The following is a 23,941-nucleotide window of genomic DNA, read 5'->3' on the forward strand; positions in this document are numbered from 1 at the left end:
TTCGGTCCCTCGCCACCACGGGAGCGGTGGCCACCGGTTCCGCCGAACTCCGGCGAATCGCCCCATGGCGGACGATCGCCCGTCGGCGATCACGCCACCGACCGGCACGAGCACCACCGCGATCGGCCGCACCAGACCCGTGGCCGGCGACTTCGGGATGAAACGATGCCCATGAGGAACTGACGGGTTCGACGGCTCAGGGGGACACGGGATGCTGACGGGGATCGTGATCGACTCGGTGGACGTCGAGCGCATGGACCGCTTCTGGCTGGACGCGACGAAGGGCCGGACGGGCGGGCTGCGGCTGCGCTTCGTGCCGGTCACGGAGCCCAAGGCGCCGCACAAGAACCGGCTGCACCTCGACCTGGCCGGAGGACCCGACTGGGAAGCCGAGGTGGAACGCCTGCTCGCCCTCGGCGCGACGCGGGCCGACATCGGTCAGGGGGACGTCCCGTGGGACGTGCTGGCCGATCCGGAGGGCAACGAGTTCTGCGTGCTGCGGCCCGGTCACCCCGGCGTGCTCGCCGACTCCGGCCTCGTCGCGATCTGCCTCGACGTCGCCGGGGAGCACCGCCACGCGCAGTCGGCCTTCTGGCAGGCCGAGGCGGACTGGCACGCGGTCGAGTACCACGACTGGGGTGTCCGGCTGCGCCGGAGACGCTCCAGCGCGGTCTCGCTGGTGATGGGGCCGCCGGCGGCGCCGAAGACGGGGCGGAACAGGCTGCGCCTGGAGGTGACCCGGCCCGAGTGGGAACCCGGCGAGTTCCTCGACGCGGGCGGGAACGAGTTCCACGTCACGGGCTGACCCGCCGACGGCTTCTCCAGGGGCCGTCCCGTAATCCCCGGCCGGTCCGGCCGTCCGTCCGGGGCCCGCGGTCGTGCCGGCGTCCGGAGGAGGCACCCCTCGTCTGCCGCTCGGGCGCGAGGGCGCCTAAGATCGCGGGCATGGCCCTGAGCGTGAGTGACGTGGACCGGTTCGAAGCCGCGAGGCCGCGGCTGGAAGCCATCGCCTACCGGCTGCTCGGCTCGGCGGGCGAGGCGGAGGACGCCGTGCAGGAGACGTTCCTGCGCTGGCAGGCGGCCGACATCGGCCGGATCGAGGTGCCCGAGGCCTGGCTGACCAAGGTCCTCACCAACTTCTGCCTCAACCAGCTGACTTCGGCCCGCGCGCGGCGTGAGACGTACGTGGGGCAGTGGCTCCCCGAGCCGCTGCTCGCCGGGGACACGATGCTCGGCCCCGCCGACACCGCCGAACAGCGCGAGTCCGTGTCGTACGCCGTCCTCGTCGTGCTGGAGCGACTGTCTCCCAAGGAGCGTGCGGTGTACGTCCTGCGGGAGGCGTTCGACTACCCGCACCGGGAGATCGCCGAGATCCTGGACATCACCGAGGCGGCCGGCCAGCAGATCTACCACCGGGCCAGGAAGCACGTCGCCGAGGGCAGGGCACGCACCGAGGTCGACGAGACCGCCGCCCGGCGGATCGTCGAGGAGTTCCTGGCCGCGGCGACCAGCGGCCGTACCGAACCCCTCGTCCGCCTGCTCACCCAGGACGCCGTCTCGGTCGGCGACGGCGGCGGCAAGGTCCCGGCCCGCGCGAAGGCGTTCGAGGGCGCGAAGGCGGTCGCCACCTTCCTGCGCGGACTGTTCAAGCCCAGCGACGCCAAGCGGAAGTACATCGGCGGCGCGCCCGACATGTACGCCACCACCGCCAACGGCGGACCCGCGATCGTCGCGGTCGTGGACGGCCGGGTCGTCGGGATCACCTGCCTGGAGGTCACCGCGGACGGCATCGTCGCGGTCCTCAGCCAGGTCAACCCCGACAAACTCGTCCGCGCGACCGAGCAGTGGGCGGCCATGGACCACGGGGAGGGCCCGCTCTACACCCTCTGAGGTGGATGTGACGCAGGACACATCCGGATCCTGTCAGGAAACGCGGGGCTGCCCGGTTCAAGGGGCGACAGCACGCCGGACAACGGCGGGCCCGCCCAGACAGGAGCCCGGACATGCAGCACCGCATCGTCGTCATCGGAGCCGGATACACCGGAGCCACCGCCGCCGGCCGCCTCGCCAAGCGGCTGCACCGCCAGGACGCCACCATCACCCTCGTCAACCCCGAGCCCGACTTCGTCGAGCGCGTCCGGATGCACCAGCTCGCCACGGGCCAGGACCTCAAGCCCCGGCCGTTCGCCGAGATGTTCGCCGGTACGGGCGTGGAGCTGAGGCTCGCGAACGTCACCGCCGTTGACGCGGACCGCAGGACGGTCTCTCTGACCGGTGCCGACGGCCCGGAGGAGCTCACGTACGACACCCTGGTCTACGCCCTCGGCAGCGGCTGGAACGACGGAGACGTCCCCGGCGTCGCCGCGCACGCCGACGAGGTGGCGAGCCGCCCGGGCGCCCTCCGCCTCCGCGACCGCCTCGCCGCCCTGGAGGCCGGCAGGCCCGTGGTGGTCGTGGGCGGCGGTCTGACCGGAGTGGAGGCCGCGACCGAGATCGCCGAGGCCCGGCCGGACCTCGACGTCGCCCTGGCCGCCCACGGCGCCCTCGGCGACTGGCTCTCGGCCAAGGGCCGCGCCCACCTGCGGAAGGTGACCGACCGGCTCGGCATCGAGGTGCACGAGCACGCGACCGTCACCGCGGTGGCGGCGGACGCCGTGACCACCGCCGACGGCCGGAGCCTGCCCGCCGCGGTCACCGTGTGGACCACCGGCTTCGCCGTCCACCCGATCGCCCGGTCCAGCGCCCTGGAGGTGACCGAGCGCGGCCAGATCGTGGTCGACGCCACGATGCGCTCCGTCTCCCACCCCGACGTGTACGCCGTCGGCGACGCCGCGATGGCCGTCGGACCCGAGGACAAGCCCCTGCGCATGTCCTGCGCCTCGGGCGTCCCCATGGCCTGGCAGGCCGCCGACGCCATCGCCGCCCGGCTGGCCGGCGTCAAGGTCCCCCGCGTCCCCATCCGCTACTACCAGCAGTGCGTCTCCCTCGGCCGCAAGGACGGCCTGATCCAGTTCGTCACCGCCGACGACCGGGCGGTCGACCGCGCCCTGACGGGCCGCACGGCCGCCCGCTACAAGGAACTGATCTGCAAGGGCGCGGCCTGGGGCGTCGCCAACCCGACGATGGGCCTGCCGTCCCGGCGCCGCCGCGTCGTGCGGCAGGAGACCCCGGATCTCGCTCCGGCCGAGGCGACCGCCTGATCCGGACCCCGGGGAGAAGGTGCCTCGCGTCCGCGGCGGGCTTCCTCCTCCCCGGTCCCGGTGGCCGGCCGTACGGGAGTGGCGCGGCGTCGGGTGCCGCGCCGCGCGCCGGGTCAGCGGCCGGCGGACGCCAACTCGTCGTGGGGCGCGCGGTCGGAGTCGGTGCGCAGGATCCCGGCCGCCGCGGCGGTGGCCACGCACAGCAGGCTCAGCAGGACGAAGGTGTGGTTGAGGGGCACGAGGTGGGTCAGCCAGCCGATGACGGCGGGACCGGCGAGCATGCCGACGTAGCCGAGCCCGGCGACACGGGAGACGTTGGCGCCGGCGGCCGCGGGGTCGGCGTGCCCGGCCGCGCTGAACAGCTGCGGGACGGTGCCCGACAGGCCGAGGCCGAACAGCGCCCAGCCCGCGAACGCGGCCCACATCCACGGGCCGAGCGCCACGAGCGTGATGCCGACGGCCGCCGTCGCCGCGCCGTGGCGCAGAACCGCCATGGAGCCGAACCGGGCCACGAGGCGGTCGGCGAGGAGCCGGCCGGTGGTCATGGCCGCGGCGAAGGTGCCGTAGGCGAAGGCGGCCGTGCCGGCGGGCGCGCCGAGGACGTCCTTGAGGTGCAGGGCGCTCCAGTCGTTGGCGGCGCCCTCGCACAGCATGACCATCAGCGCCAGGACGGCGAGAAGCCAGATGCGTCCCTTGGCGCCGCCGGGCGTGAGGCCCGGTGACGTCCCGGTCTCTTCCGGGGAGCCGGAGCCGGTGCTCTCGGCGGTGGGGGAGGTCGGCAGCAGGGAACCGGCCGTCACCAGGGCGACGACGACGCCCGCGGCGCCCATGGCGGCCATGCTCGCGACCGGACCCAGCCCGACGCTCGCGGCCCCGGCCGCGACGAGCGCGGCGAGGACACCGCCGACGGAGAACGTGGCGTGGAAACCCGACATGACGGGGCGGCCGTACGCCTTCTCCACGTGGACGGCGTGGGCGTTCATGCTCACGTCCACGCAGCCGTTGCAGAACCCGAAGACCAGCAGTGCTCCCGCCAGTGTCCACGGAGTCTCGGCCAGAGCGGGCAGCAGCAGGGCCGCGCCGCACAGCACGCCACTGGCGGGGGCCACGACGCGTGCGCCGAGGCGGTCGGTCAGGGGGCCGGCCACCTGCATCCCGGCGAAGGCCCCGAGCCCGAGCAGGACCAGCAGGCCGCCCAGTGTCGCGTGGCTGACGCCCACGCGCTCCTCCACGGCGGGAATGTGTACGACCCAGGCGCCCATCAGGGTGCCGCACAGGACGAAGTAGACATAGGTCGCCACGCGGGCGGCTCGAAGCGATGGTTCCATGCCGCTCACCGTAACGAACGAATTTGATGTTCGAAAGACTGGATATTGAACACGTTGAATGTTCGTTGTGCGGTGGTGTTCAATCCCGGTATGAGCAACGCAGAGCGGCACGGGCTGATCGCGAAGGTCGTCAGGGACTCCGGTGGTGCCACGGTCCAGGAACTCGCGGAGCTGACCGGCGCCTCGGAGATGACCATCCGGCGCGACCTCGACACCCTGGCCGCGCAGGGCGTCCTGGAACGCGTCCGGGGTGGCGCGCGCACCCTGCTGCTCCGCGGTGAGGAGCCCCCGTTCGCGCTGCGCACCAACGAGTCGGTCGACGCCAAGCGCCGGATCGCCGCCGGGGTCTCCGCGCTCGTCGCCGACGGCGAGAGCGTGCTGCTGGACAGCGGTACCACCTGTCTGGAGGTCGCCCGCCTCCTGCGTGAGCGCCCCGTCACCGTGATGCCCCTGTCCCTGCAGGCCATCCACCTGCTCGGCGAAACGCCCGGCCGGGCGACGCTGGTGGTGCCCGGAGGGCAGCCCCGAGCCGCCGAGGGAGCCCTCGTCGGCCCCCTCACGCTCGCCTCCCTGGCGGCCCTGCGCTTCGACACCGCCGTCCTCGGCTGCTGTGCGCTGAGCGCGGCCGACGGCCTGACCGCCTACGACCTCGACGAGGCCGCGGTGAAGAAGGCGGCCATCACCTCGTCGCGCCGCGTCGTCCTCGCCACGGACGGCAGCAAGTTCGGCCGCACCGCCTACGCCTACGTCGGCCCCTCCGCGCTCGTGCACACCCTCGTCACCGACACCACCGCACCCGCCGGGGAGGTGGCCGCGGTCGAAAGCGCCGGCACCGTCGTCAAAACCGTCTGACCGCCCTGCCGCGCGGACCCGCCCTCCACGGGCGACGGACAGCGGCAGCGGTGGGGTCACCGGCCGGCGGGCCCGTCGCCGCTCGGTGGTTGCGAGCGGGTGACAGTGCCGGCCACCGGTTCACGTTCCGGAGCGGGGAGCCAGGCCACCCGGCCGCCGGGGAGCGCGACCGGTGTGCGACCCCTGGCGAGAGCGGGCCGGGACCGGCCCGGTGCGGTGAGGACGACCAGAGGCATCGTCCGCCCCAGGGCGAGCAGTCGGCCGGTGGTGATGCTCGCGTCGTGACCGCCGGGCTGACGCGAGGAACAACCGGTGTAGTGGGCTACGGGAACGTAGTCACCGCCGGTGATCACACAGGGCGGCCGCACTCCGTGACGGCGCAGTTCGGCGGCGGCGGTGGTCAGTTCCCGGTGCTGGCGGCGGCTGCGCTCCCCGGTCTGGGCGAGGACCGCGTACTGGACGGCGAGGTGCCCGAGGACGGCCGCCGCGAGTGCCGCGCCCGCCGAGGCCCGCCACCACCGCCGACCGTGCCGGGCCGGACCGGCGGCCCCGGCCCCGGTGACCGCCATGGCTCCCGCGACGACGCCCTCGGCGACCGGGAGGGCGAGCAGCGCGTACGCGGGCAGCAGGAATCTGGGCGCGGCGTAGTCGATGGTGAGCAGGTACGTCACGGCGAGGCAGCCGGCGACGGCGACCGCGAGGAGGGCGGTGGGCCCCCGCCCGGCACGGCGGGCGCACCGCACCCCGACGGCGGTGAGCACCGGCAGCGCGAGCCACCAGGCGGCCGTCCAGGGGTGGGCCCAGGGCACCTCGCAGGGGCGGCAGAGGGTGCGCCCGGCGAGGCTGCGCAGCTGGTCGTCGACGGCTAGGTGCAGACCCATGCCGCCCTGGATCTTCCCGGCGCGCTCCAGGCGGGCGAGCGGTCCGCCGTAGGAGGTGTACGCCTCGATCAGCCAGGGTGCTGCGCCCGCCACGAAGGCGACCGGCGGCACCAGGGCCGGCAGGGCCCGTCGCCAGGGCCGTACCAGGATCGCGGCGGCGGTGAGGGGCAGCGCCAGCCAGGCGCCGTCGCCGGGGCGCATCACGGTGACGAACGCCACGGCGGCACCGTTGAGGAGCAGGGCCCGGCGGCCGGCGGGGGTGTCCCGGTCCGGTCCCACCGCCCGCAGGAACCAGCCCGTCGCGGCGAGGGCGCCCAGCGCGCACCACAGGTTGGGCATCGCGCGGGGGCCGTAATAGAGGGTGATCCAGAGACTGGTGAAGAGGAGCCCGGCGCAGCCGAGGACGGTTGCCGGGAGGAGGCGCCGCCATGCGCGCAGGGCGACCAGCAGGCCGAGCCCGGAGAGGAGGGCGAGGAAGACCCGGAGGACGGCGGGGTGGGTCGCGGAGTCGGCGAGGACGGCGGCCGGGGCGGCGAGCCAGGTGATGCCGCGGGCCCGGGGCGCGGAGAAGTACGCGGTCGGGGTACCCGGTTCGACCTGGCTGACGTACACGATCTCGTCCCAGCCGAGACCGGCCCCGGGGATCACCAGCAGAAGCTGGACCAGGACGAACACGCCGGCCACCGCGGCGGGCGCGTACCGGCCCGCCGTCCGCGGCCGGCTGACCGTGGCCGGCCTGCTCGCCCTGGCGCCGTCTGTTCGCCGGGGCCCGAGCCGTTGTCCCGCTCGCTGTTCCATGCCCCTCCCGGCCGCCGCCGCGTACCGCCTGCCGCGGCCCGCTTCCCCGCCACCCTCCGGCGGAGCATCACGCCTCGCCACCTGGAGGAGCCGTCCAGGGCAATCCGGTGGGCGCGTGCGCGGCCTCGACGGCGAAAGTCCGGACCGCGACGAAGGCATGGCCGCCCGGAGGGCATGGCATTCCGACGGCCGGGCCGCCACCGTCTGTGGTCCGCCCGTTCCGGCCCTGCGCCCTACCGGCTCTCGGGGCCGGCCGTCCGGGCAGGGCGGGTCTCGGCGCGAACCGGCAGCGGAGCGCGCGGCCGGTTCGCGCCTGTCGTCGTCGCGCGGGTCAGCGGTGCGTCCGGCCGGTGAGAGTCCGCCAGGTGGCACCGCGTACGGAATCGATGGTCACCTGCTCCGGGACGTAGTACTCGCAGTCGGGGTTGTGGCAGGGTCCCGCCGTCCAGTGGGGGACGTAGACGCCCATGGTCTTGTGCCGTTCCACGACGCTTTTCACCGGCTGCCGGCAGGAGTGGCAGAGGCGCGCGGGGGGTGGGTTCGTCCTGTGCTTCGGCTGGCCTTCCATGACCCCACTTTACCTTCGCTTTAGATTTTTTGTCTTCCTTTGGTGATCGGGAAGCCCGCTTGAGGCGGGCCGGTGCCGCGGAACCGCGTCACGGGGCGTCGGGTGGTTCCCCGGTGCTGCGGGGATTCGCCGGATCCCGGGATCCGGTCTCCCCGGCGCCCCCGCCGCCGGGGAGACCGACGCCTGACGCCCCGACACCATCGGGGGCCGGCGCTCCGGATCCGCCGGGTGGCGGGCGGAGCAGGCTGAAGGTGATCGAGACGGCGAGTACCGCGACGATGACGGCAAGGCTGACCAGGGAGGGGATCTCCGGGATGGAGGAACTGATCATCTTGTGGGATGCCTGGAGGATGAGCTTGAAGCCGATGAACGCCAGGATGATCGCCAGGCCGGTGCCGAGGTAGTGGAAGCGGTCGAGCAGGCCCGCGAGCATGAAGTACAGGGCGCGCAGGCCGAGGATGGCGAAGGCGTTGCTGGTGTAGACGATGAAGGCGTCGCTGCTGACGGCCAGTACGGCGGGCACGCTGTCGACGGCGAAGACCAGGTCGGCGGCCTCGATCGCGGCGACCACCGCCAGCAGCGGTGTGGCGACGAGTCGTCCTGCCTCGCGGACGAAGAAGTGGGGTCCGGAGTACTCGTCCCGGACCGGGATCACCTTGCGCAGCAGCCGTACGGCGAAGCTCTTGCCGGGGTCGAAGCTCTCGTCCTCTCCCTTCAGGATCTTCCAGGTGCTCCAGAAGAGGACGGCGGCGAAGACGAACAGGACCGCGGTGAAGCGGCTGACGACCGCGACACCGGCGGCGAGGAAGATCCCCCGGAAGACCAGGGCGCCGAGGACCCCGAGGAAGAGCACGCGGTGCTGGTAGGCGCGGGGAACCCTGAAGTAGCCGAAGATCAGCGCGAAGACGAACAGGTTGTCCACCGACAGGCTCTTCTCCAGCAGCCACGCGGTGGTGTACTCGACCCCCGCGTCCGTGCCGACCACGAAGTAGACGACGCCGCCGAAGACCATCGCGAGGCCCACCCAGACGCCGCTCCAGGCGGCGGCCTCGCGGAAACCGATGACGTGGGCTTCCCGGTGCGCGAGAAGGTCCACCGTCAGTGACACGATCACGGTGAGGGCGAACACCAGCCACAACCACAGCGGCACGTCATGCACGGCCTTGCCTCGCAGACGCGATCGACCGGAACTCTTCCTTCGAGTCTGGGGGACGCTGCTGTGGTTGTCGCCCGCACCCGGCGCTGCGGGGCGGCCCGACGACGGTGCCGCCCGGGAAGCGGCCGACGCCCGCAGCCGCCTCGGGGCCGGCCCGGCTCGGTCGGTTCGGGCCCTTCGGCGAAGCGGAGACGCCCCGGGGCGGGGCGGCGGAAGCCGAACCGCTCGGGTCGACCGGCCTGCGGGGGCAATGCGAAGGGCCAGGACGTCTGTCGGGCAGCGGCGGTCAGGGACCGGCCGGGAACTCCTTCTTGGCGACGGCGCGCCACGCGGCGCTGCCCACGCGGTGGGCGTTGTCGTGGTAGCCGGTGATGCGGAGCCGGCCGCCGGCCTTGAGGTGGATCACGCAGTGCACGTCGGTTCCCACGAGCCGTGCGGTGGGCCGGTCGTTCTCCCGGTAGACCACCCGGGCGATGTCCGGCCAGGGCAGAGCGCGTTCGGTGCCGGCCCGGCGGTGCACCAGGCCGCCCCCGTGCAGTCGGAACACCTCCGCCCGCCGGGTGACGCTGCGGGTGAGCAGGGTGCCGCCGACCCAGAGTCCGACGAGGCCGATGCCGAGCAGGACGCCGGGCAGCGGGCTGAAGCCGCTGTTCCCGGCGGCGGCGATGTAGGCGATGGTGACGGGGACGCCTATGCCGGTGCCCAGCACGCCGACGACGAGCCAGCCGACGGCATTGCGCCGGGCCCGTTCCCGGTCGTATCCGCACTCGCTGATCAAGGGGCCCAGCCCATCGGGTCCGGCCGGATGCGCCACGGTGGTCCTCCTGTCGCCTTCACGTCGCAGGACGCTGTCAACTAGCAGCTTAGGAAAGGCAGTTGGTGGGGTGAAGGGGTATGGACGTCCCTGGCGCCACCACATCCGGCAAGGGCGGGAGCCGACGCAGGGACAACGTCTCCGGCCCCGTCCTGTACTCGGCTGTACCCGGCCTGCGCGCGGTGGGAAGTTGGAGGATCCGTGCCGCTCGGGCGGCAGGCCCTCCAACTGCCGTAGAGAGGATCGATCATGACTTCGGACCACGACACGCTGTGGTGTCGCTGCGCGTACCTGGGCCGCGTCCTGCTGCCACTGCTGGACCAGGAGCCGTGGCGTCGGGACCGCCGCCGAGAACGGCTGCGCTCCTGGGGTATCGACGTGCCGGTGGGAGAACGTCTCATGGAGGTCTTCACGGCCTTGGCCGCCCACGCTGTCGCGGTGGACACCTCGTTGTCCGCGCCAGAGTTCGAGACCTTGCCCCTCGGTGCCGTGGCCGACGCGGTGACGGGCAAGGAAGACTTCGAACTGCTCGCGGGGCTCCCGGACACCTTCGCCGACGACCGGGACGAAGTCGCGGTCAAGGTCTTCCGTCTGTTCGCCTACAAGGGCGGCGGGACCAGCCTCCAGCTCCTTCGGTTGAGCACGGAAGTACGCCATACGCTGGCCGTCCTCGCCGCTCGCGAGCCGGTGTCGTCCCCCACGTGCGCAGACGTCTTCCGCCAGGCGGACGCGGTCGACATGCCGCAGTAGGCACAACACACACCCGCTTCGAACCGTGGCCGTCGGCCATACAGCCTGACGCACTGCCCCCGTACTGCCGAGTGCCGACGCACGTGCATGATGACGAGAATCGATGCGAGCGTGGGGAGTTGGCGTGGCCGAGGACGGCACTGTGGGTCTCATCCGTCTGACCGACGGGGAGAACGCTCTCGAGGTCAGGGTTCTCGGCCGGACGATGGCCGGGGTGCTGACCCTGCACGATTACCTCGATGCGGAGATCGTCGTCACGAGCGGGTTCGCCCGAGGACGTCTCGACGTGTGTCTGACCCCGGACGACCTGGACGGCTGGTCACAGGTCCTGACGGAGCTCGCGGCCGGGCGGAACGCCGTCTGGATGGATGACGGGCGCAACCCCGAGATCCGGTTCGAGCCGGCCGGGCAGGGCGGACTCGCCGTGTTCGTGGTGAAGGACGTAGCCGCATCGGGGACATCCGTCCGTGTCCCGGTGCGCCTGGCCGACGGATGGGCCGACGAGCACCACGAACGGCTGCGGCGCGTCCGCTCCGCGTGGCCCGAGGAGGTCGTGGAAACCTCCCCGGGAACCTACGAATGGCGGCGCTGACCTGCTGAACCGGCGAGCCCGACAACGCGGTCGACCGGTGCGCCGGTGCTCTCGCCCGGTGCCTCCGATGCTGCCGAGCCAGGCATCAGGCATCAGGTGTCAGACATCAGGCGTCAGGCACCGCGGTGTCGCGACGCCTGACGCCCGACGGATGATCCGCCCGTTTGTCACGCGGTCATCGGGTGGCGACCCTCTCCACGGTCTCCGGCTCGTCCGCGACGGCGGGGGCCGAGTCCTTCGGACCGCGAAGAGCGAGGCAGGCGAGCAGTACGCCCATGACGGCGACGCCTGCCCACATCGCCTGCTGCCACCCCTCCACGAAGGACTGCTGTGCGGAGCTGATCAGGTCCTGGGAGTGCGTGCCGGTGCCGGGCGCTGCCTCGACGGCACCGGCGATGCCTTCGCGTGCGGCGTCCGCGGCCCCTCGGGGGACGCCGTCGAGCCTGTCGTCGATGGCGCTGCGATATCCGGCCGACAGGAGCGCGCCGAGCATGGCGACACCGAGGGCGGTGCCGAACTCGCGGGTGACGTCGTTGAGCGCGGAGGCGACCCCCTGCTCGGCGCGGGGCAGCGAGCCGGTGATGGCCTCGGTGGAGGGTGTCATCGACAGGCCCATGCCGATGCCCATGGCGAGCATGCCGGCCAGGACGGAGAGGTAGCCGCCGTCGACGGAGACGAACAGGGCCATCAGGGCCAGGCCGAGGGTGGCCAGGGCGACACCCACGGTCATGGTGGAGCGGGTGCCGACGCGTGCGGCCATCCTGGGGGCCAGGCCGGACGCCGCCATCATCATGACGGCCATCGGCATCATCGCCACGGTGGACAGCAGCCCGGTCCAGCCCAGGACGGCCTGGAAGAACGGGAAGAGGACCACGGCGATGCCCGCCTGGACACCGAAGACGACCAGCAGGGTGATGGAGCCGCCGGCCAGGCCGCGCTCACGGAACAGGCGCACGTCCAGCAGCGAGGCGTCACGGCGGTGCAGCTCCCAGAGCGCGAATCCGACAGCGGCGATGACACCGGCGATCAGGCTGATCAGGATCACCGGGGCGGTCCAGCCGCGTTCCGGACCCTCCTGCAGAACAAAGATCAGACCGCCCACGGCGACGGCTGACAGCAACGCGCCCGCGGTGTCGAAGGAATGAGCGGAGTGCTCACGGGAGTCGGGGACCGCCTTCAGCGTCATCGCCAGCGCTACGACGGCCAGGACCACGGGCAGGACGAACAGCCGGCGCCAGTCGGCCACGTCGACCAGCAGCGCGGAAAGGAACATTCCCAGGATGCCGCCGCCTCCGGCGACGCCGGTCCACACGCCGATCGCCTTGCCCCGTTGCTCCTCGGGGAAGGTGGAGGTGATGACGGCCAGGGTGATCGGCATGATCATCGCGGCGCTGATGCCGGCGGCCAGGCGCGCGGCGATCATCACCCCGGCCGACGGGGCCAGTCCCGCGACGACGCAGGCGATACCGAAGACGGTGCCGAAGGCCCGAAGACCTCGCCGCACTCGACGAACCACCCGGCACCGGCGCAACCGGGGCCGCGCACCGGCACATGACGCCCGGAGCGGCGGTGAGGGTGCAGCCAGTGGCTCCGCTCGAATCGGCGGCCGGGTAGCGGGACTCTCCGGGCCTTCCGATCACGGCGGTTGCCGCGGAGGAAATCCGCGCGGGGTTGTCGCGGGTCGTGTCAGTGTGAGGTGTGGCGAAGAACGAGATGACAGATGTGTTCGAGGCCGGACGCGACGGTGGGCGTGCGGGTCTCTACGCATATCGGGTGCGCGGCCTCGGCCGCAGCGCGGTGGTCCTGTGGATCGGTGGCAGGGGCGACGAAGCCGACCGGGTTCTGGCGTTGCCGGAGGCTGGTCGCTGTCGGGTGCCGGTGTTCACGACCGTTCGACAGGCACGGACGTATGCGAGCCGACGAGGGTGGGAGCCTGACACTGCCGAGGTCGACGTCCTGGAACTCCAGCGTGTCCAGCATTGGCTGGAGGACCCGGTGCGTCGGCGCGTCCCCGCGGGTGTGGTGCTGGATGCGTGGAACTTCTTCGAGGATCTGGCCCGAGGGCTTGGTGAGGTCCACCGGCTGCCCCGGCAGAGCGCGGTGCATGACGGCGCCTACGAGAAGCTGTTCGCAGGTGAGTGCGTGGCATGGACCCCCGCGGAGCAATGCGCGGTACTGGAAGTGATCACGGCCGGGGTGGAGCTGTGGAACTCCTGCCCAGTGATCGTGAAGCCCCGCTCGAGCGTCGTCCTCGACGGTGGGCGAACCGTCCCCCGGGGCTCGTGATTCGTGCGTCGGTTGGCTCGCTGACGTGCTTTTGCGCGGCCTCGGCCGGGTACTCGGTCCGTACTCGTCCGGCCGCTCCGGTGACCGGTCCGCGTCCGGGCCGTTGACGTGGGCACGGGGATGAGACGTCCTCTGGAGCCGGCCGAGTTCGACCGCTGCACCGTGGCGGGATGCCGCACACGGCGCAGCCGATCGGGGCTGCCGGGTGGCCATCGCCGGATGCTACACCCCCACCGCGCCAGATCGAGCACACCAGCCCGGAGGCCGGCGTGCCAACCGCCGGCGGCGAGGTGGTCAAGGCGGCCGTCCGGCCGGGTTCTACAGGGAGATCTACCGGCGCCGCAACGAAGTGGAGCGGACGACCAGTCGACTGAAGTCCTTCCGTGCGGTCGTGACTCGCTATGACAAAAGGGCTTGCATCGTTCACGGGACGGTCGCCGTCGCCTCAGTCCGGCTCCGGCTTCGTGCGTGAGGCGTGGCCGGGACGCTGTCGGTTTTGTGCGGCTCATCGCACGACCGGACAATTGGCGGAGGCGTACTCGTCCGCGACGTTGAAGACGCTGGCGCAGAGCGGGCATTCCGCACGTCCGAACAAATGGGCAATCCCGTCGGCGAGTGCTTCCTGACCTGCGTGGACGGCCATCTCGAACATCCACCCGCCAGTTCCGGTCAGCTCCTCGGCGGCCACCGGCCGCAGGTCCCTTCGTTCCACATCACCCAGGTTCCAGTCCTGGGTCGCCGAGTACCGCCCGTAGTTGCCGATGGCGATCCTGACCCCGACGCCACAGTGCGGACACGTCAAGGGATAGAAGTCATCCTCGAAGTCGCCGAGGACCGCCGCCCAGTGGTACTCCTCCTCGACCGCGAGCAGGGCGCGCAAGGACACGAGGAAGTCGGCCGGCCGCGACCGCAGGTGCCGACCCAGCACCTCGCGGAACTCCGCAATGGCGCCGGCGCAATCCGCCAGGAGATCGTCGCAGCCATGGTGGCCTGCCGCACGCTCGAGGATCTCCCCCGCCAGGTGCCGCGCCTTCGCGCTGCGCGGCGCGAGGCGCACCAGGCGCGGCAGGGCAGCGAAACTCGCCGGGGACACCAGGTCATGCTCGAGAACGAGCCGCCATCCCAGTTCCTTCCACGCTGCTGGGTCGTCGTCCTGCTCGACCTGCTTCAAGAGTTTTGGAACACGACCGACCTCGAACCGGCAGTCATGCATATCCACCCAGGTGACCACTCCGGCATTGAACCTTGCCCAGGTGGTCGGGGGCGAGTCCGCGACCCAGCGTTCGTTCGTAGGCGGGGCGTGTGGTCAGTCGGCGTCCATCTGGCTGGGGTCGAAGGTTTCGTCGGCCAACAGGCCGACGGCGGCGCCGTCCAGCATCTTCTGCATCTCGTTGGATCGGGGCAGCATGGTCTTCTCGTACGCGCGGATGGCGTCGGCGATCGTGTCGTGGCCCGCAACGGCGAGGGCGAGTTCGCTGGCGTCGAGCATCGCGAGGTTGACTCCGACGCCCAGCGGGGGCATGAGGTGGGCGGCGTCGCCGAGCAAGGTGACGGTGGGGTCGGACTCCCAGGTGTGTGGGACGGGCAGGGCGTAGAGGGGGCGGTCGATGTAGGGGCCGTCGTTTTCGGTGACCAGGCGGAGGAGGCTGGGCGCCCAGTCGCCGAAGCGCTCCAGGAGCAGGGCGCGGATGCCGTCGGTGTCCTGGCTGTTCAGGCCGGCCTGTGCCAGCCAGTCGGCGGCAACGGCCTGGATGATGTAGACGCGAATGTGGCCGCCGCTGTTGCGCTGAGCGAACAGGCAGCGCTCGCCGTCGGCTGCCATGGCGCTGCCCTGGCCGACGAAGTCGGCGATGAAGCGGTGCCGGGTTTCGACGTCGTTGAACCAGGCTTCGAGGTAGTTGATGCCGATGTGCTGGGGGGTGGCGTCCGAGAGGACGCGCCGGACCTTGGACCAGGTGCCGTCGGCGCCGATGACGAGGTCGGCCTCGATGATGGTGCCGTCTGAGAAGTGGAGCCGACGGGGGCCGTTGTCCGGTCCTTCGACGCTCTGCAGGGCGTGGTTCCAGCGGACGGTGCCGGGCTCGAGTGAGTTCAGCAGGAGGTCGCGCAGCTGGCCGCGGTCTATCTCGGGGGCGAAGAACTGGTCCTCGGCGGGGCGCTGGTGGAAGCGGATCGTTGCGTCGGCCGCGTGGAACTGGCGCATCTCCTGGCCCTCGGGGCGGGCGAGGCGGGTGAACTCCTCCATCAGTCCGGCTTCCTTCAGGGCGACTTGGCCGTTGTCCTCGTGAAGGTCCAGGGTGCCGCCCTGGTTGCGGTCGTCGGGGCCGGAGGCGAGGTCGTAGACGGCCGCCTCGATTCCGTGCCGCTGGAGGATGCGCGCGCAGGTGAGGCCGCCGGGGCCGGCGCCGATGATGGCGATGCGGGGCTTGGGGGTGGTGGACATGGTGGTGCTCCGTTCTTGTGGTCCGGCACGGGGCCGGGCGTTTGCCGGCAGGGGTTGGCGGGTTACGCGCTCGTGACGGTGACGGTGACGGTGACGGTGACGGTGGTCTCGTCCGGGTCGGCGGCGGGCGCCGGCCCGGCTGCCTTGAGCGGCACTTCGATCACGAAGAGCGCGCCGATCAGGGCGAAGGCGCCCGTGCCCGATACCGCCGGCGCCGATGGCCTGTACGACGCGGAAGGCGATCGGCTGAGTCATCGACTGCGCAGCCCCACAGGGCGCGGAGCCGGCGACGGAGATCGCGATCGCGGCCAGGCAGACGGATTCGCGGTCGGCCAAGTCGCCGAGCTTGCCCCGGACGGGAGCGGTGCGAGTCGCCGAGCATCACCCAGCGCACGTTCTTCGCCGACACGGGCGGCCCGCCAGCGGGCGTCGAGGCGGTTGTGGACATGGCTGATCACTGCTTTCGGGCAGGGAGTGGGTAGGGCGGCTGGCTTCCAGCGGCCGCAAACCCAGAAAACCACACCGATCCAATAAGTGCAATGAATCAACTTTTGGGATCGATACACAAGTGGTGTAGGTTACTGATATGCACGCTGAGAGTGAGACCGCTCCCGCGCCGGTGGGGCGCCGCGAGCGCAAGAAGGCGGCCACCCGCCAGGCCATCGCCGACGCCGCCCTGCGCCTGTTCCTGGAACGCGGCTACGACGGCGTCAGCATCCGCGAGATCGCGGACGCCGCCGACGTGTCCACCACCACGCTCTTCAAGCACTTCACAGGCAAGGAGGCCCTCGTCTTCGACCGGCAGGACGAGATGCGGACCCGCCTGCTCGACGCCGTACGCGAACGCCCCGAGGGCCAGTCCGTCCCGGCCGCTCTGCGCGAGCACGCCCTGCAGTACCGCCTGCACGGCCCTCATGACGAGCCCGGTGTCGCAGCCTTCGTCGCACTGGTCAACAGCACCCCGGCCCTGCTCGAGTACCAGCAGGCGGCATGGATGGATTACACGGCCGACCTGGCGGCAGCCATCGCCGAGGAGAGCGGCCTCACCGCCGACGACCCCGCCTGCACCGCACTGGCCCACTTCGCCCTCGAAGCCCCTCACGCCTTCCGCGGACACGCGGACAGCGCCGACGCCGTCCGCCGCGCCTTCGACCTGCTCGACAACGGCTGGCAGAGCGTCGCCTCGAAGGCGTGACGCATCCCTCGGACGCGGTGCCGCGCCCCGCGAACTGCTCCTGCACCCGGGAGTCCGGGTGCGCGTGCGCTGCTCGCTTCACCGGCGCTTCAGGATGAGTCGTGCCGCGGGTCTCCTGATCCACGATCTCGGTCGGCAGGATCTGAAGATGCGCGCTGATCCTGTTCCTGACGACCTGTGGAGCAGGTCGCTCCGCTGCTGCCGCCGGCTCCCGGGCGGCGCCGCCGCCATCCGGGACGGCTGCGCATCCCCGGCCGGGCTGCGCTCGCCGGTGTCATGTATGTGCTGCGCACCGGCGTTGCATGGCGGGATGTTCCCGCCCGGGCCGTGGGCTGCTCCGGGGTGACGGCCCCGCCGTGAGCCCCGCCGCCTGTACGCCGACCGGGGCTACGACTTCGACAAGTACCGCCGCCTGCACACCTCGTTCTGAAACGATCGGTCAGTCGTGACGACACCCCCCGAGCGACCCGTCGGACAGGACCTGGTCGCGCCTGCACCGAGCTGATACATCCCTTGCCGGGCCCTGCCTGACGAATGAGCGTTTTCCACGTCTGCGACTTGGGCCGGTGGCCTTGCCGTGGTGGGCTGGGGCGTTGATGCTGATCCTGTGCCAGGACAGCGGAAGAGGAAACGCAAGGAACGGGACTCACGGGCACGGGCTGCCGCTCGCACCGCTCCGGACAGGGGTCACTGGGAAGTGGTCTTCGAGACCAGGGACGGGTCGGAATTCAATGCTCACCTCCGTGGCCGGCGTGCCGGGAAGGAGAGGTCCGACACGGAGCTGGTCCGGATCGACACGCTCTGCGGGCGTCTGACGCGTCCGACCGTCTACCGGCTGAGCCTGTTCGTGCCGTATCCCGCGGGTGATCCTGACCGCGATTGCCTCGATGACGGATCTTGTGGTGGGCCGGGGTGAGTTGATGGACGGAAACGGCCCGATCCGGCGACGTCCATGGGAGCTGGTGGGGGACGTGGTGGTGGAGACCGTCTTGCTGGAACTCGTCGGTCTCGCCTTCTTCGGGGTCGGCACCCTGGTGGCGTGGCTGTTCGGCTGGCCGCCCGAGCTCAGTCTCGCCGCGTTGCTCGCGGGCATGCTCGGGGGCCGGCCTGCGGTTGATTTGTACCGTGCGGGGTCGCCCCGACGGCTTGCCGTTGTTGCCGCTGTCCTCGCGCTGGCAACGGTGACACCGCTCGTGGCTGCGGCAGCGAACCGGGCCCTTCCGGCGTCTGCCGACTCAGGCGTCGGTATCCTCATCGGCTTCCTTGTCGCGATGCCTGTCAGCGCGGCTGTGCTCGCGTGGTGCCTCAACAGGGCGAACGTCGTCTGATGCGGCACCAGCTCCGGCAGACCCTGCTGGTGCCCGGGCCGCCGGACTGTCACACCCGTCCGGCATGCTCTGTGACATGAACGAAGACGTCTTCCGGCAGCTCGTCGCAGCAGGCCGTGAGGGTCGGCGAGGAGGTGTCGGTGGTGTGGGACGAGGCATGGGGCGAGTGGCTGCGGCAGTCGCCGTCGGGAACCGAACTGCTCGCGTGGTGGCGGCGAGCGCGGGACGAGACGAGTGGTGCCGGCCGGGACGCCTACGGGGAGCGCTTGGCCGCTCTGCTGTCCGCCGCGTCCCCGCGTGACTGCGCGGCGGTGGGGCTCGGGTGCACACGGCGCATCGACCGGGAGTGCCGTGAGCCGTCGGTGTGCCGTCTGGATCCTGCTGTGCCGTCGGCCGACGGGGAGGCCCCGCGCGGTGAGCGCGAGGGGCCGGTCCAGGGCGCCTGCGGCGGATTCCACGGTCTCTGGGGCGACTTCGATGTCCATGTGCGGTTCAGTGGCGGCGACGACCGGCATCGCGCGGTGTTCTGGCGCGACACGACGTCGGCGGTTCGGCTGTGGGTGGACGGGGTCCCGGTCGACGCCGGGGCCGACCTGGACTCGTACGGGCACTGGCTCGGCGGCAGGTTCCTGGTGGTTCAGGCGGAGGGGCCGGACGATCACCCTTGGCAGTCGTACGGGCCGGGGACGCTGGTCACCGGGATCGTCTCCGTGCTGATCCACGACGCCGCCCACGGCTCCACCCGGACGCTGATCCCAGGGCCCCAGGAGACATGGACCGATCCCCAGGTGGTCCTGGCCGGTGGGACCCTGCGGGTGTACGCGACCCGCGAGGCCCTGGCCGACGACGTACCCGACCGGATCCTGTCGGCCCCGTCGGCTCCGAAGTGACGGCGGGAACCTTCCGCGCCGTCCGCACCGAACCACGACACCCACCCACCGGCGGGAGCATGGCACCCATGACCGATGAACTGAGGCCGGGCCAGGCCGAAATGATCAGACTGACCACGACGCTGCGCATAACCGGCGAACCGGCGTCGGTGGTCTCGATGCAGGCCGGCCATCAACGGCAGGCCGTCTGGCGCGGCTCGGATCCGTCAGGCAGCGGCGACCCCCGGCTGCAGGTCGACTTCAGCAGCGGATCGGCCCTGCTGTACGCCGACAGACTGCAGAGGCGGCAGGTGGGTGAGCGTCAGGGCAACACCGTGCGACTGTGGTCCCAGGAGTACCGCATCCACCGCCAATGGCTCTGGCCGAAGCTGCTCTTCACCGTGACCGCGGGCGAGCGCACCGTCCTGCGAGTCCGCGAACGGTTCAAGGACAACGACGGCGCCCGCGTCTTCGACACGCGCAGCGACGCCGCACTCGACCCGGTCGTCACCCTCGCCCTGCTCCTGCTGGAGGGACGCCCCCACGAGATGAGCTTCGGCCGCGGCGACTCCACCCCGCCCTGAGCCGCCACCCTCCCTTCCTCTCCTCGCACGGGCGAGCGTGCCCGGTCCTGCGGGACTCGCGCAGGTCTCCACGGGACTGCGACGGGCACCAGGGCGTCAAGGCGTCGGAGCAGGGGGTTGTGGCAGGCTTCCGTCCCGAGCCGGCGGAGAGGGGTGGCGATGGTGTCGGGCGGTGCGGTGCCGGCGGACGATCCGAACGGGGACCCGGACGAGCACGTGCGGTTCGCCCGCTACCGGAGGGCGTTCGCCGAGGTGGCCCCGGCGGACGCGGCCGCCCTCGTCGCCCGGGTACTCACCGATCCCGACAAAGGGATGGCGAACAGTGCCGTCTGCGAGTACCTGGACAGGCGAGCCGCAGAGCTGCTCACGGATCCCGGCTACCCCTCCTGGTGCCTGGAGATGGCCGGACCTGTCGCCGTGGACGACTTCTCCGCACGCCGCCTCGACGAGTGGACCCTGCTGCGGGTGATCACCTTGAGCGAGCCGTGGGACGCCGAGGACCTGCTCGCGGCCTCCGACCGGCTGCAGCTCCACACCTCCGAGAACTCCTCGGCCGTGACCGCCCTGGAAGTTCTGGCCGAGAGCGGCCGCACCCGCCGCATCCGCAACATCGCCAAGTCCCGGCTGCCCGCCGCCCGGCGGCCGATACCGGACGCCGAGCGCGTTCGACCGCGCGGAGCCGAGCCGGGCCTCAGCGGCGTGTCCGGTGGCCCACCGTGGACAGGGCCAGGGTCACGTACCGGTCGGCCAGGGTCGCCGGGGTCAGGGGGCCGTCGGGGCGGTACCAGTTGACGACGCCCTGGCACATGGTCAGCACGGCGCGCGCCGCGTCCACGGGGTAGGGGGTGGTGAAGGCGCCCAGATCCACGGCGTCCTGCACGCTGTGCCGCAGCATCGCCTCCAGTTCGTCGCGCAGCGCGACGTAGCGCGCCCGGTTCTCCGGCTCCAGACTGCGTATCTCGGTGTCGAGGAAGGCGAGCGGACCCCGGTGCGCCATGTACAGCACCACGCACTCCACCAGGATCCTGAAGCGGGCGACCGGGTCGGCGTCGGCGTCCCTGGCCGCGTCGCGGCAGCGGCCGAGCACCGCCCGCATCGAGCCCATGAGCAACTCGACGAGCAGCGCCTGCTTGTTCTGGAAGTGGTAGTAGAGGGTCGGCACGGTGACCCCGATCCGGCGTGCGATGTCCCGCACGCTGGTGCCGTGGTAGCCCTGCTCGTCGAAGGCCTCCAGGGCGGCGGCAAGGATGGGCGGCAATTCCAGTGGCTCGTACGCCCGCCAGTCCTGGTGCCCGTCCGCACGCAGTGCCGCCACCGCTTCCGCCATCACCGGTGCCTTCCGTCCGCCCGCTCCCCGGCACCGAGTCTATCGATCATCCGCGCCGTTTCCGCCGGGCCGCCGATATCGGTCGGCCAGAACGCGCTTGACCAGCTTCCCGGTCGGCGTGCGGGGCAGTGTGCCGACGAAGTCCACGCGGCGCGGCGCCTTGTAGTGGGCGATCCGCTCCCGGACGTACGCGATCAGCTCGCGTTCCAGGTCCGGCCCCGGCGTGGCGTCGGGCTCGGCCACCACCACGGCCGTGACCCGCCCTCCCATCTCCGGGTCGGGCACCCCGATCACCGCCACGTCCGAGACCGCGGGGTGCAGGGCCAGCGCGTTCTCGGTCTCCTGCGGATAGACGTTGACCCCGCCGGAGATGATGACGAAGTCCCGCCGGTCGGTCAGGAAGAGGTAGCCGTCCGCGTCGACGTGGCCCACGTCGCCCGTGGTGGCCCAGTTCGGATGGCGCGGGTGCTGGGCCCCGCGGGTCCGCTCGGGGTCGCCGTGGTAGACGAACGGCAGCTCGTCGCGCTCGAAGTAGACCGTCCCGGTCCGGCCCGGCGGCAGCTCGCTGCCGTCGTCGGCGCAGATCCGCACGGTGCCCAGCAAGGACCGGCCGACCGAGCCGGGTCTGCGCAGCCACTCCTCGGTGTCGATGAACGTCGCCCCGATGCCCTCGGTCGCCGCGTAGTACTCGTGGATCACCGGTCCCCACCAGGCGATCATCGCCCGCTTGACGTCCACCGGGCAGGGCGCGGCGGCGTGCACCGCGACACGCAGCGAGGACAGGTCGTACCGGTTCCGCACCGCGGCGGGCAGCTTCAGCGCCCTGACGAACATGGTCGGCACCCACTGGGTGTGGGTCACCCGGTAGCGCTCGACGGCGGACAGGGCCTGCTCCGCGTCGAAGTGCCGCATCATCACCACGGTTCCGCCGTACGCGTGCACCACGCCCCCGAAGCGCAGCGGCGCGGCGTGGTAGACCGGCGCGGGGGAGAGGTAGACGGTGTCCGGGCCGAAGCCGTAGAGCGGGCCGAACAGCGCGGCCGGGATGTCGCCGGGTTCGTGCACCTGACGGTCGGGCAGCGGGCTCTTGATGCCTTTGGGGCGGCCGGTGGTGCCGGAGGAGTAGAGCATGTCGGCGCCGCGCGGCTGGTCCGACGCCGGTACGGGGGACGCGGCGGCCAGCGCGTGGGCGTAGGAGCCGTGCCCCGGGACGTCACCGCCGAACGCCAGCCGCAGCGCGACGCCGGGCGTGTCCTTCGCCACCGCCTCCGCGGACTCGCCGAGGGCGGAGGAGACCACCAGGGCCCGCGCCCCGCAGTCGTTGATCACGTAAGCCACCTCGGCGGGCGCGAGATGACGGTTCACCGCGGTGACGTACAGGCCGGACCGCAGGGCCGCCCAGTAGACCTCGAACACCTCGACGGCGTTGTCCGCCAGCAGGGCCACCACGTCGCCGCGGCACATGCCGGCCGCCCGCAGCGCGTTCGCCAGCCGGACGGAGTTCTCCTCCAGCTCGCCGTACGTCAGCGTCCGCCCGGTCTCCGCGACGACGACCGCGGGCCTGCCGGGGGATGTGCACGCGTGCGCACCCGGATACACGAGGTACCTCCTCGACTCATCGACTACCTAGCGATCGCTAGACCGTTGACGCTCGGGATTGCAGCGTAGGGCGAGCCCGTCCCGCTGTTCAACGGGCGTGCAAGAAAGAACTCGCAGGGGTCATGCCTGAAGTATTGACTACCTGTCAGACCCTCCCTAATTTACCTAGCGCTCGCTAAGTACGGCTGATCGCACGCCGAGCGGCAGCCCGCCGGCATCCCGCCTGAGGAGAACGCCATGCGCAGAAGCAGCTGGATCCTGACCGGGTCGGCCGTGGCCTTGGTGGCCGCGTCGGCGGTGATGCGGTTCAGCGTCTGTCCCGCCCTGCACCAGATACCGTCCGACGCCGACGGCACGTTCCACTACAAGGGCACCGCCTCCCTGCTCAACGCCCCCGCCCTGGCGGCCGGTGACCGCGCTCACGCGTTCCTGCGCGACCTGCCGGTGACACTCGACCGGCGCATCACCGTGAAGGACACCAGCGGCCGGACCGCCGTGGTCCTCGACTCCGCCGTGCTGCGAGGTCCGGACGGCAAGCCGCTGAACGCCGCGAAGCACGTCTGGGCCGTGGACCGGCGCACGCTCGTGGACCGCCCGGCCCCCGCGGGCTCCGGGGCCGAGAAGCACACCGGACTGGTCTTCTCCTGGCCGCTGGACCCGGAGAAGCGCGACTACCGTTTCTGGGACTCCGGCATCCGCAAGACGGTGCCCGCCCGGTACACGGGCCAGGAGACGGTGAACGGCCGCGACGCCTACCGGTACGACATCGAGGCCACCGGTCCGCTCGCCGACCCCGCCACCGTCGAAGCCCTGCCCAAGGTGCTTCCCCGGAGCGCGGTGGCGGCCCTCACCGCGGTGCTTCCCGCGGCCCGAAGGCCAGACGAGGCCGTGCTGGCGGACCTGCCCGAGGCCGTACCCCTGACCTACGTCTCCACCACCGTCCGCACGGGCTGGGTCGACGCGAACACCGGCCTGAGCCTGAACGGAGTCCTCCGCCAGACGGTGCTCGCGCGGACACAGGGCGCGGGCGGTCCGGTCACGCTGTTCCCCGTGACCGATGTCGCCGTCAAGGGCACGGCCGCGTCGGTGCGCGAGCAGGCCCACGACGCCTCCACCGCGCAGCGGGTGTGGTGGTGGCTGAGCACCGGCGTCCCGCTGGGGCTGCTCGTCCTCGCGGCCTTGCCGGCGGGGCTCGCGGTCCGGTCCGCCCGCCGCCCGGCCGCCGACCGCGGGACGGCGGGGGACGAGCACGAGGGCACCCCGGCCGCCTGACACCGGCGCCAGCGCATCGGCCCCCGGCCCCGGGACCCGGAGGCCGAAGCGCTGGCGACGCGTGACGCGTACGGCGGGACCCGTCACGGAGACGGGTCC

At 71.8% G+C, this 23,941-nt stretch carries 23 protein-coding genes and 2 pseudogenes; 15 read left to right on the forward strand and 10 right to left on the reverse strand.

Going from position 1 to position 23,941, the window contains the following annotated elements:
• Positions 1-211 precede the first annotated feature (211 nt).
• From ACFW6B_RS31355 to ACFW6B_RS31365, 3 genes are all read left to right on the forward strand, one after another.
• Positions 212-805, forward strand: a complete 594-nt coding sequence (locus ACFW6B_RS31355; RefSeq protein ID WP_386601307.1) for a VOC family protein — start codon at positions 212-214, stop codon at positions 803-805.
• A gap of 140 nt (positions 806-945) precedes the next feature.
• The gene (locus ACFW6B_RS31360; protein WP_386601309.1) at positions 946-1,890 is read left to right on the forward strand and encodes an RNA polymerase sigma-70 factor; all 945 of its coding nucleotides are present in this window, start codon (positions 946-948) and stop codon (positions 1,888-1,890) included.
• Positions 1,891-2,003: 113 nt separating this feature from the next.
• On the forward strand, positions 2,004-3,200 hold the full coding sequence (locus ACFW6B_RS31365) for an NAD(P)/FAD-dependent oxidoreductase (protein ID WP_386601311.1): 1,197 nt from the start codon (positions 2,004-2,006) through the stop codon (positions 3,198-3,200).
• Positions 3,201-3,313: 113 nt separating this feature from the next.
• On the opposite strand, the gene ACFW6B_RS31370 is transcribed toward ACFW6B_RS31365, so the two are convergent.
• Complete coding sequence (locus tag ACFW6B_RS31370; RefSeq protein ID WP_386601313.1) at positions 3,314-4,528, reverse strand: MFS transporter; 1,215 nt, start codon at positions 4,526-4,528, stop codon at positions 3,314-3,316.
• A gap of 90 nt (positions 4,529-4,618) precedes the next feature.
• Between ACFW6B_RS31370 and ACFW6B_RS31375 the strand changes: the two genes are divergently transcribed.
• Positions 4,619-5,380, forward strand: a complete 762-nt coding sequence (locus ACFW6B_RS31375; RefSeq protein ID WP_386601315.1) for a DeoR/GlpR family DNA-binding transcription regulator — start codon at positions 4,619-4,621, stop codon at positions 5,378-5,380.
• Between the two features lie 56 nt (positions 5,381-5,436).
• Here ACFW6B_RS31375 and ACFW6B_RS31380 read toward each other — a convergent pair whose 3' ends face one another.
• The 4 genes from ACFW6B_RS31380 to ACFW6B_RS31395 form a co-directional block, all read right to left on the reverse strand.
• Complete coding sequence (locus tag ACFW6B_RS31380) at positions 5,437-7,059, reverse strand: hypothetical protein (RefSeq protein ID WP_386601317.1); 1,623 nt, start codon at positions 7,057-7,059, stop codon at positions 5,437-5,439.
• Positions 7,060-7,390: 331 nt separating this feature from the next.
• Positions 7,391-7,627 (reverse strand): hypothetical protein, encoded by a 237-nt coding sequence (locus ACFW6B_RS31385; RefSeq protein WP_386601319.1) that lies wholly within the window; start codon positions 7,625-7,627, stop codon positions 7,391-7,393.
• Positions 7,628-7,715: 88 nt separating this feature from the next.
• Positions 7,716-8,786 (reverse strand): TerC family protein, encoded by a 1,071-nt coding sequence (locus ACFW6B_RS31390; RefSeq protein ID WP_386601321.1) that lies wholly within the window; start codon positions 8,784-8,786, stop codon positions 7,716-7,718.
• A 283-nt stretch (positions 8,787-9,069) separates the two neighbouring features.
• Positions 9,070-9,597 (reverse strand): hypothetical protein, encoded by a 528-nt coding sequence (locus ACFW6B_RS31395; RefSeq protein ID WP_386601323.1) that lies wholly within the window; start codon positions 9,595-9,597, stop codon positions 9,070-9,072.
• 249 nt (positions 9,598-9,846) lie between these two features.
• On the opposite strand from ACFW6B_RS31395, the gene ACFW6B_RS31400 reads away from it, so the two are divergent.
• Together ACFW6B_RS31400 and ACFW6B_RS31405 are read left to right on the forward strand one after the other, a co-directional pair.
• Complete coding sequence (locus ACFW6B_RS31400) at positions 9,847-10,347, forward strand: hypothetical protein (RefSeq protein ID WP_386601325.1); 501 nt, start codon at positions 9,847-9,849, stop codon at positions 10,345-10,347.
• A gap of 142 nt (positions 10,348-10,489) precedes the next feature.
• Positions 10,490-10,939, forward strand: coding sequence for a DUF5959 family protein (locus ACFW6B_RS31405; RefSeq protein ID WP_386601327.1), 450 nt, complete (start codon positions 10,490-10,492; stop codon positions 10,937-10,939).
• A 175-nt stretch (positions 10,940-11,114) separates the two neighbouring features.
• On the opposite strand, the gene ACFW6B_RS31410 is transcribed toward ACFW6B_RS31405, so the two are convergent.
• The gene (locus ACFW6B_RS31410) at positions 11,115-12,443 is read right to left on the reverse strand and encodes an MFS transporter (protein ID WP_386601329.1); all 1,329 of its coding nucleotides are present in this window, start codon (positions 12,441-12,443) and stop codon (positions 11,115-11,117) included.
• 194 nt (positions 12,444-12,637) lie between these two features.
• On the opposite strand from ACFW6B_RS31410, the gene ACFW6B_RS31415 reads away from it, so the two are divergent.
• Both ACFW6B_RS31415 and ACFW6B_RS31420 read left to right on the forward strand, forming a co-directional pair.
• The gene (locus tag ACFW6B_RS31415) at positions 12,638-13,225 is read left to right on the forward strand and encodes a hypothetical protein (protein ID WP_386601331.1); all 588 of its coding nucleotides are present in this window, start codon (positions 12,638-12,640) and stop codon (positions 13,223-13,225) included.
• 253 nt (positions 13,226-13,478) lie between these two features.
• Positions 13,479-13,697: pseudogene (locus tag ACFW6B_RS31420) on the forward strand (IS5/IS1182 family transposase); the annotation flags it as partial.
• Between the two features lie 33 nt (positions 13,698-13,730).
• Here the strand turns inward: ACFW6B_RS31420 and ACFW6B_RS31425 are convergent.
• Positions 13,731-14,456 carry a hypothetical protein gene (locus ACFW6B_RS31425; protein WP_386601332.1) on the reverse strand — a complete coding sequence of 242 codons (726 nt, stop codon included), beginning with the start codon at positions 14,454-14,456 and terminating at the stop codon, positions 13,731-13,733.
• 75 nt (positions 14,457-14,531) lie between these two features.
• Positions 14,532-15,668 (reverse strand): FAD-dependent oxidoreductase, encoded by a 1,137-nt coding sequence (locus ACFW6B_RS31430; protein ID WP_386601334.1) that lies wholly within the window; start codon positions 15,666-15,668, stop codon positions 14,532-14,534.
• Between the two features lie 586 nt (positions 15,669-16,254).
• On the opposite strand from ACFW6B_RS31430, the gene ACFW6B_RS31435 reads away from it, so the two are divergent.
• From ACFW6B_RS31435 to ACFW6B_RS31460, 6 genes and pseudogenes are all read left to right on the forward strand, one after another.
• Positions 16,255-16,863, forward strand: a complete 609-nt coding sequence (locus tag ACFW6B_RS31435) for a TetR/AcrR family transcriptional regulator (RefSeq protein ID WP_386601336.1) — start codon at positions 16,255-16,257, stop codon at positions 16,861-16,863.
• 148 nt (positions 16,864-17,011) lie between these two features.
• Positions 17,012-17,211, forward strand: a pseudogene (locus ACFW6B_RS31440) (transposase); the annotation flags it as partial.
• 515 nt (positions 17,212-17,726) lie between these two features.
• Positions 17,727-18,191 (forward strand): hypothetical protein, encoded by a 465-nt coding sequence (locus ACFW6B_RS31445; protein WP_386601338.1) that lies wholly within the window; start codon positions 17,727-17,729, stop codon positions 18,189-18,191.
• A 116-nt stretch (positions 18,192-18,307) separates the two neighbouring features.
• The gene (locus ACFW6B_RS31450; RefSeq protein WP_386601340.1) at positions 18,308-19,081 is read left to right on the forward strand and encodes a hypothetical protein; all 774 of its coding nucleotides are present in this window, start codon (positions 18,308-18,310) and stop codon (positions 19,079-19,081) included.
• Between the two features lie 68 nt (positions 19,082-19,149).
• The gene (locus tag ACFW6B_RS31455; protein ID WP_386601342.1) at positions 19,150-19,644 is read left to right on the forward strand and encodes a hypothetical protein; all 495 of its coding nucleotides are present in this window, start codon (positions 19,150-19,152) and stop codon (positions 19,642-19,644) included.
• Between the two features lie 153 nt (positions 19,645-19,797).
• Complete coding sequence (locus tag ACFW6B_RS31460; RefSeq protein WP_386601344.1) at positions 19,798-20,436, forward strand: hypothetical protein; 639 nt, start codon at positions 19,798-19,800, stop codon at positions 20,434-20,436.
• Here ACFW6B_RS31460 and ACFW6B_RS31465 read toward each other — a convergent pair.
• Both ACFW6B_RS31465 and ACFW6B_RS31470 read right to left on the reverse strand, forming a co-directional pair.
• Positions 20,336-20,971, reverse strand: a complete 636-nt coding sequence (locus ACFW6B_RS31465; RefSeq protein WP_386601346.1) for a TetR/AcrR family transcriptional regulator — start codon at positions 20,969-20,971, stop codon at positions 20,336-20,338. The genes ACFW6B_RS31460 and ACFW6B_RS31465 overlap by 101 nt on opposite strands.
• 39 nt (positions 20,972-21,010) lie before the next feature.
• Positions 21,011-22,570: an acyl-CoA synthetase gene (locus tag ACFW6B_RS31470; protein ID WP_386601348.1), complete on the reverse strand. Its 1,560-nt coding sequence runs from the start codon at positions 22,568-22,570 to the stop codon at positions 21,011-21,013.
• A 237-nt stretch (positions 22,571-22,807) separates the two neighbouring features.
• Between ACFW6B_RS31470 and ACFW6B_RS31475 the strand changes: the two genes are divergently transcribed.
• Positions 22,808-23,842: a porin PorA family protein gene (locus ACFW6B_RS31475; RefSeq protein WP_386601350.1), complete on the forward strand. Its 1,035-nt coding sequence runs from the start codon at positions 22,808-22,810 to the stop codon at positions 23,840-23,842.
• The last annotated feature ends 99 nt before the right edge of the window (positions 23,843-23,941 follow it).

The organism is Streptomyces sp. NPDC058751 (genome assembly GCF_042746485.1).
In the GTDB taxonomy this organism is placed as follows: domain Bacteria; phylum Actinomycetota; class Actinomycetes; order Streptomycetales; family Streptomycetaceae; genus Streptomyces.

Bases quoted from the DNA above. Each gene is read 5' to 3' on its own strand.
- ACFW6B_RS31370 (WP_386601313.1), bottom strand. From the start codon at position 4,528: ATGGAACCATCGCTTCGAGCCGCCCGCGTGGCGACCTATGTCTACTTC.
- ACFW6B_RS31435 (WP_386601336.1), top strand. From the start codon at position 16,255: ATGCACGCTGAGAGTGAGACCGCTCCCGCGCCGGTGGGGCGCCGCGAG.
- ACFW6B_RS31465 (WP_386601346.1), bottom strand. From the start codon at position 20,971: ATGGCGGAAGCGGTGGCGGCACTGCGTGCGGACGGGCACCAGGACTGG.
- ACFW6B_RS31365 (WP_386601311.1), top strand. From the start codon at position 2,004: ATGCAGCACCGCATCGTCGTCATCGGAGCCGGATACACCGGAGCCACC.
- ACFW6B_RS31400 (WP_386601325.1), top strand. From the start codon at position 9,847: ATGACTTCGGACCACGACACGCTGTGGTGTCGCTGCGCGTACCTGGGC.
- ACFW6B_RS31385 (WP_386601319.1), bottom strand. From the start codon at position 7,627: ATGGAAGGCCAGCCGAAGCACAGGACGAACCCACCCCCCGCGCGCCTC.
- ACFW6B_RS31355 (WP_386601307.1), top strand. From the start codon at position 212: ATGCTGACGGGGATCGTGATCGACTCGGTGGACGTCGAGCGCATGGAC.
- ACFW6B_RS31360 (WP_386601309.1), top strand. From the start codon at position 946: ATGGCCCTGAGCGTGAGTGACGTGGACCGGTTCGAAGCCGCGAGGCCG.
- ACFW6B_RS31455 (WP_386601342.1), top strand. From the start codon at position 19,150: ATGACCGATGAACTGAGGCCGGGCCAGGCCGAAATGATCAGACTGACC.
- ACFW6B_RS31430 (WP_386601334.1), bottom strand. From the start codon at position 15,668: ATGTCCACCACCCCCAAGCCCCGCATCGCCATCATCGGCGCCGGCCCC.
- ACFW6B_RS31475 (WP_386601350.1), top strand. From the start codon at position 22,808: ATGCGCAGAAGCAGCTGGATCCTGACCGGGTCGGCCGTGGCCTTGGTG.
- ACFW6B_RS31375 (WP_386601315.1), top strand. From the start codon at position 4,619: ATGAGCAACGCAGAGCGGCACGGGCTGATCGCGAAGGTCGTCAGGGAC.
- ACFW6B_RS31380 (WP_386601317.1), bottom strand. From the start codon at position 7,059: ATGGAACAGCGAGCGGGACAACGGCTCGGGCCCCGGCGAACAGACGGC.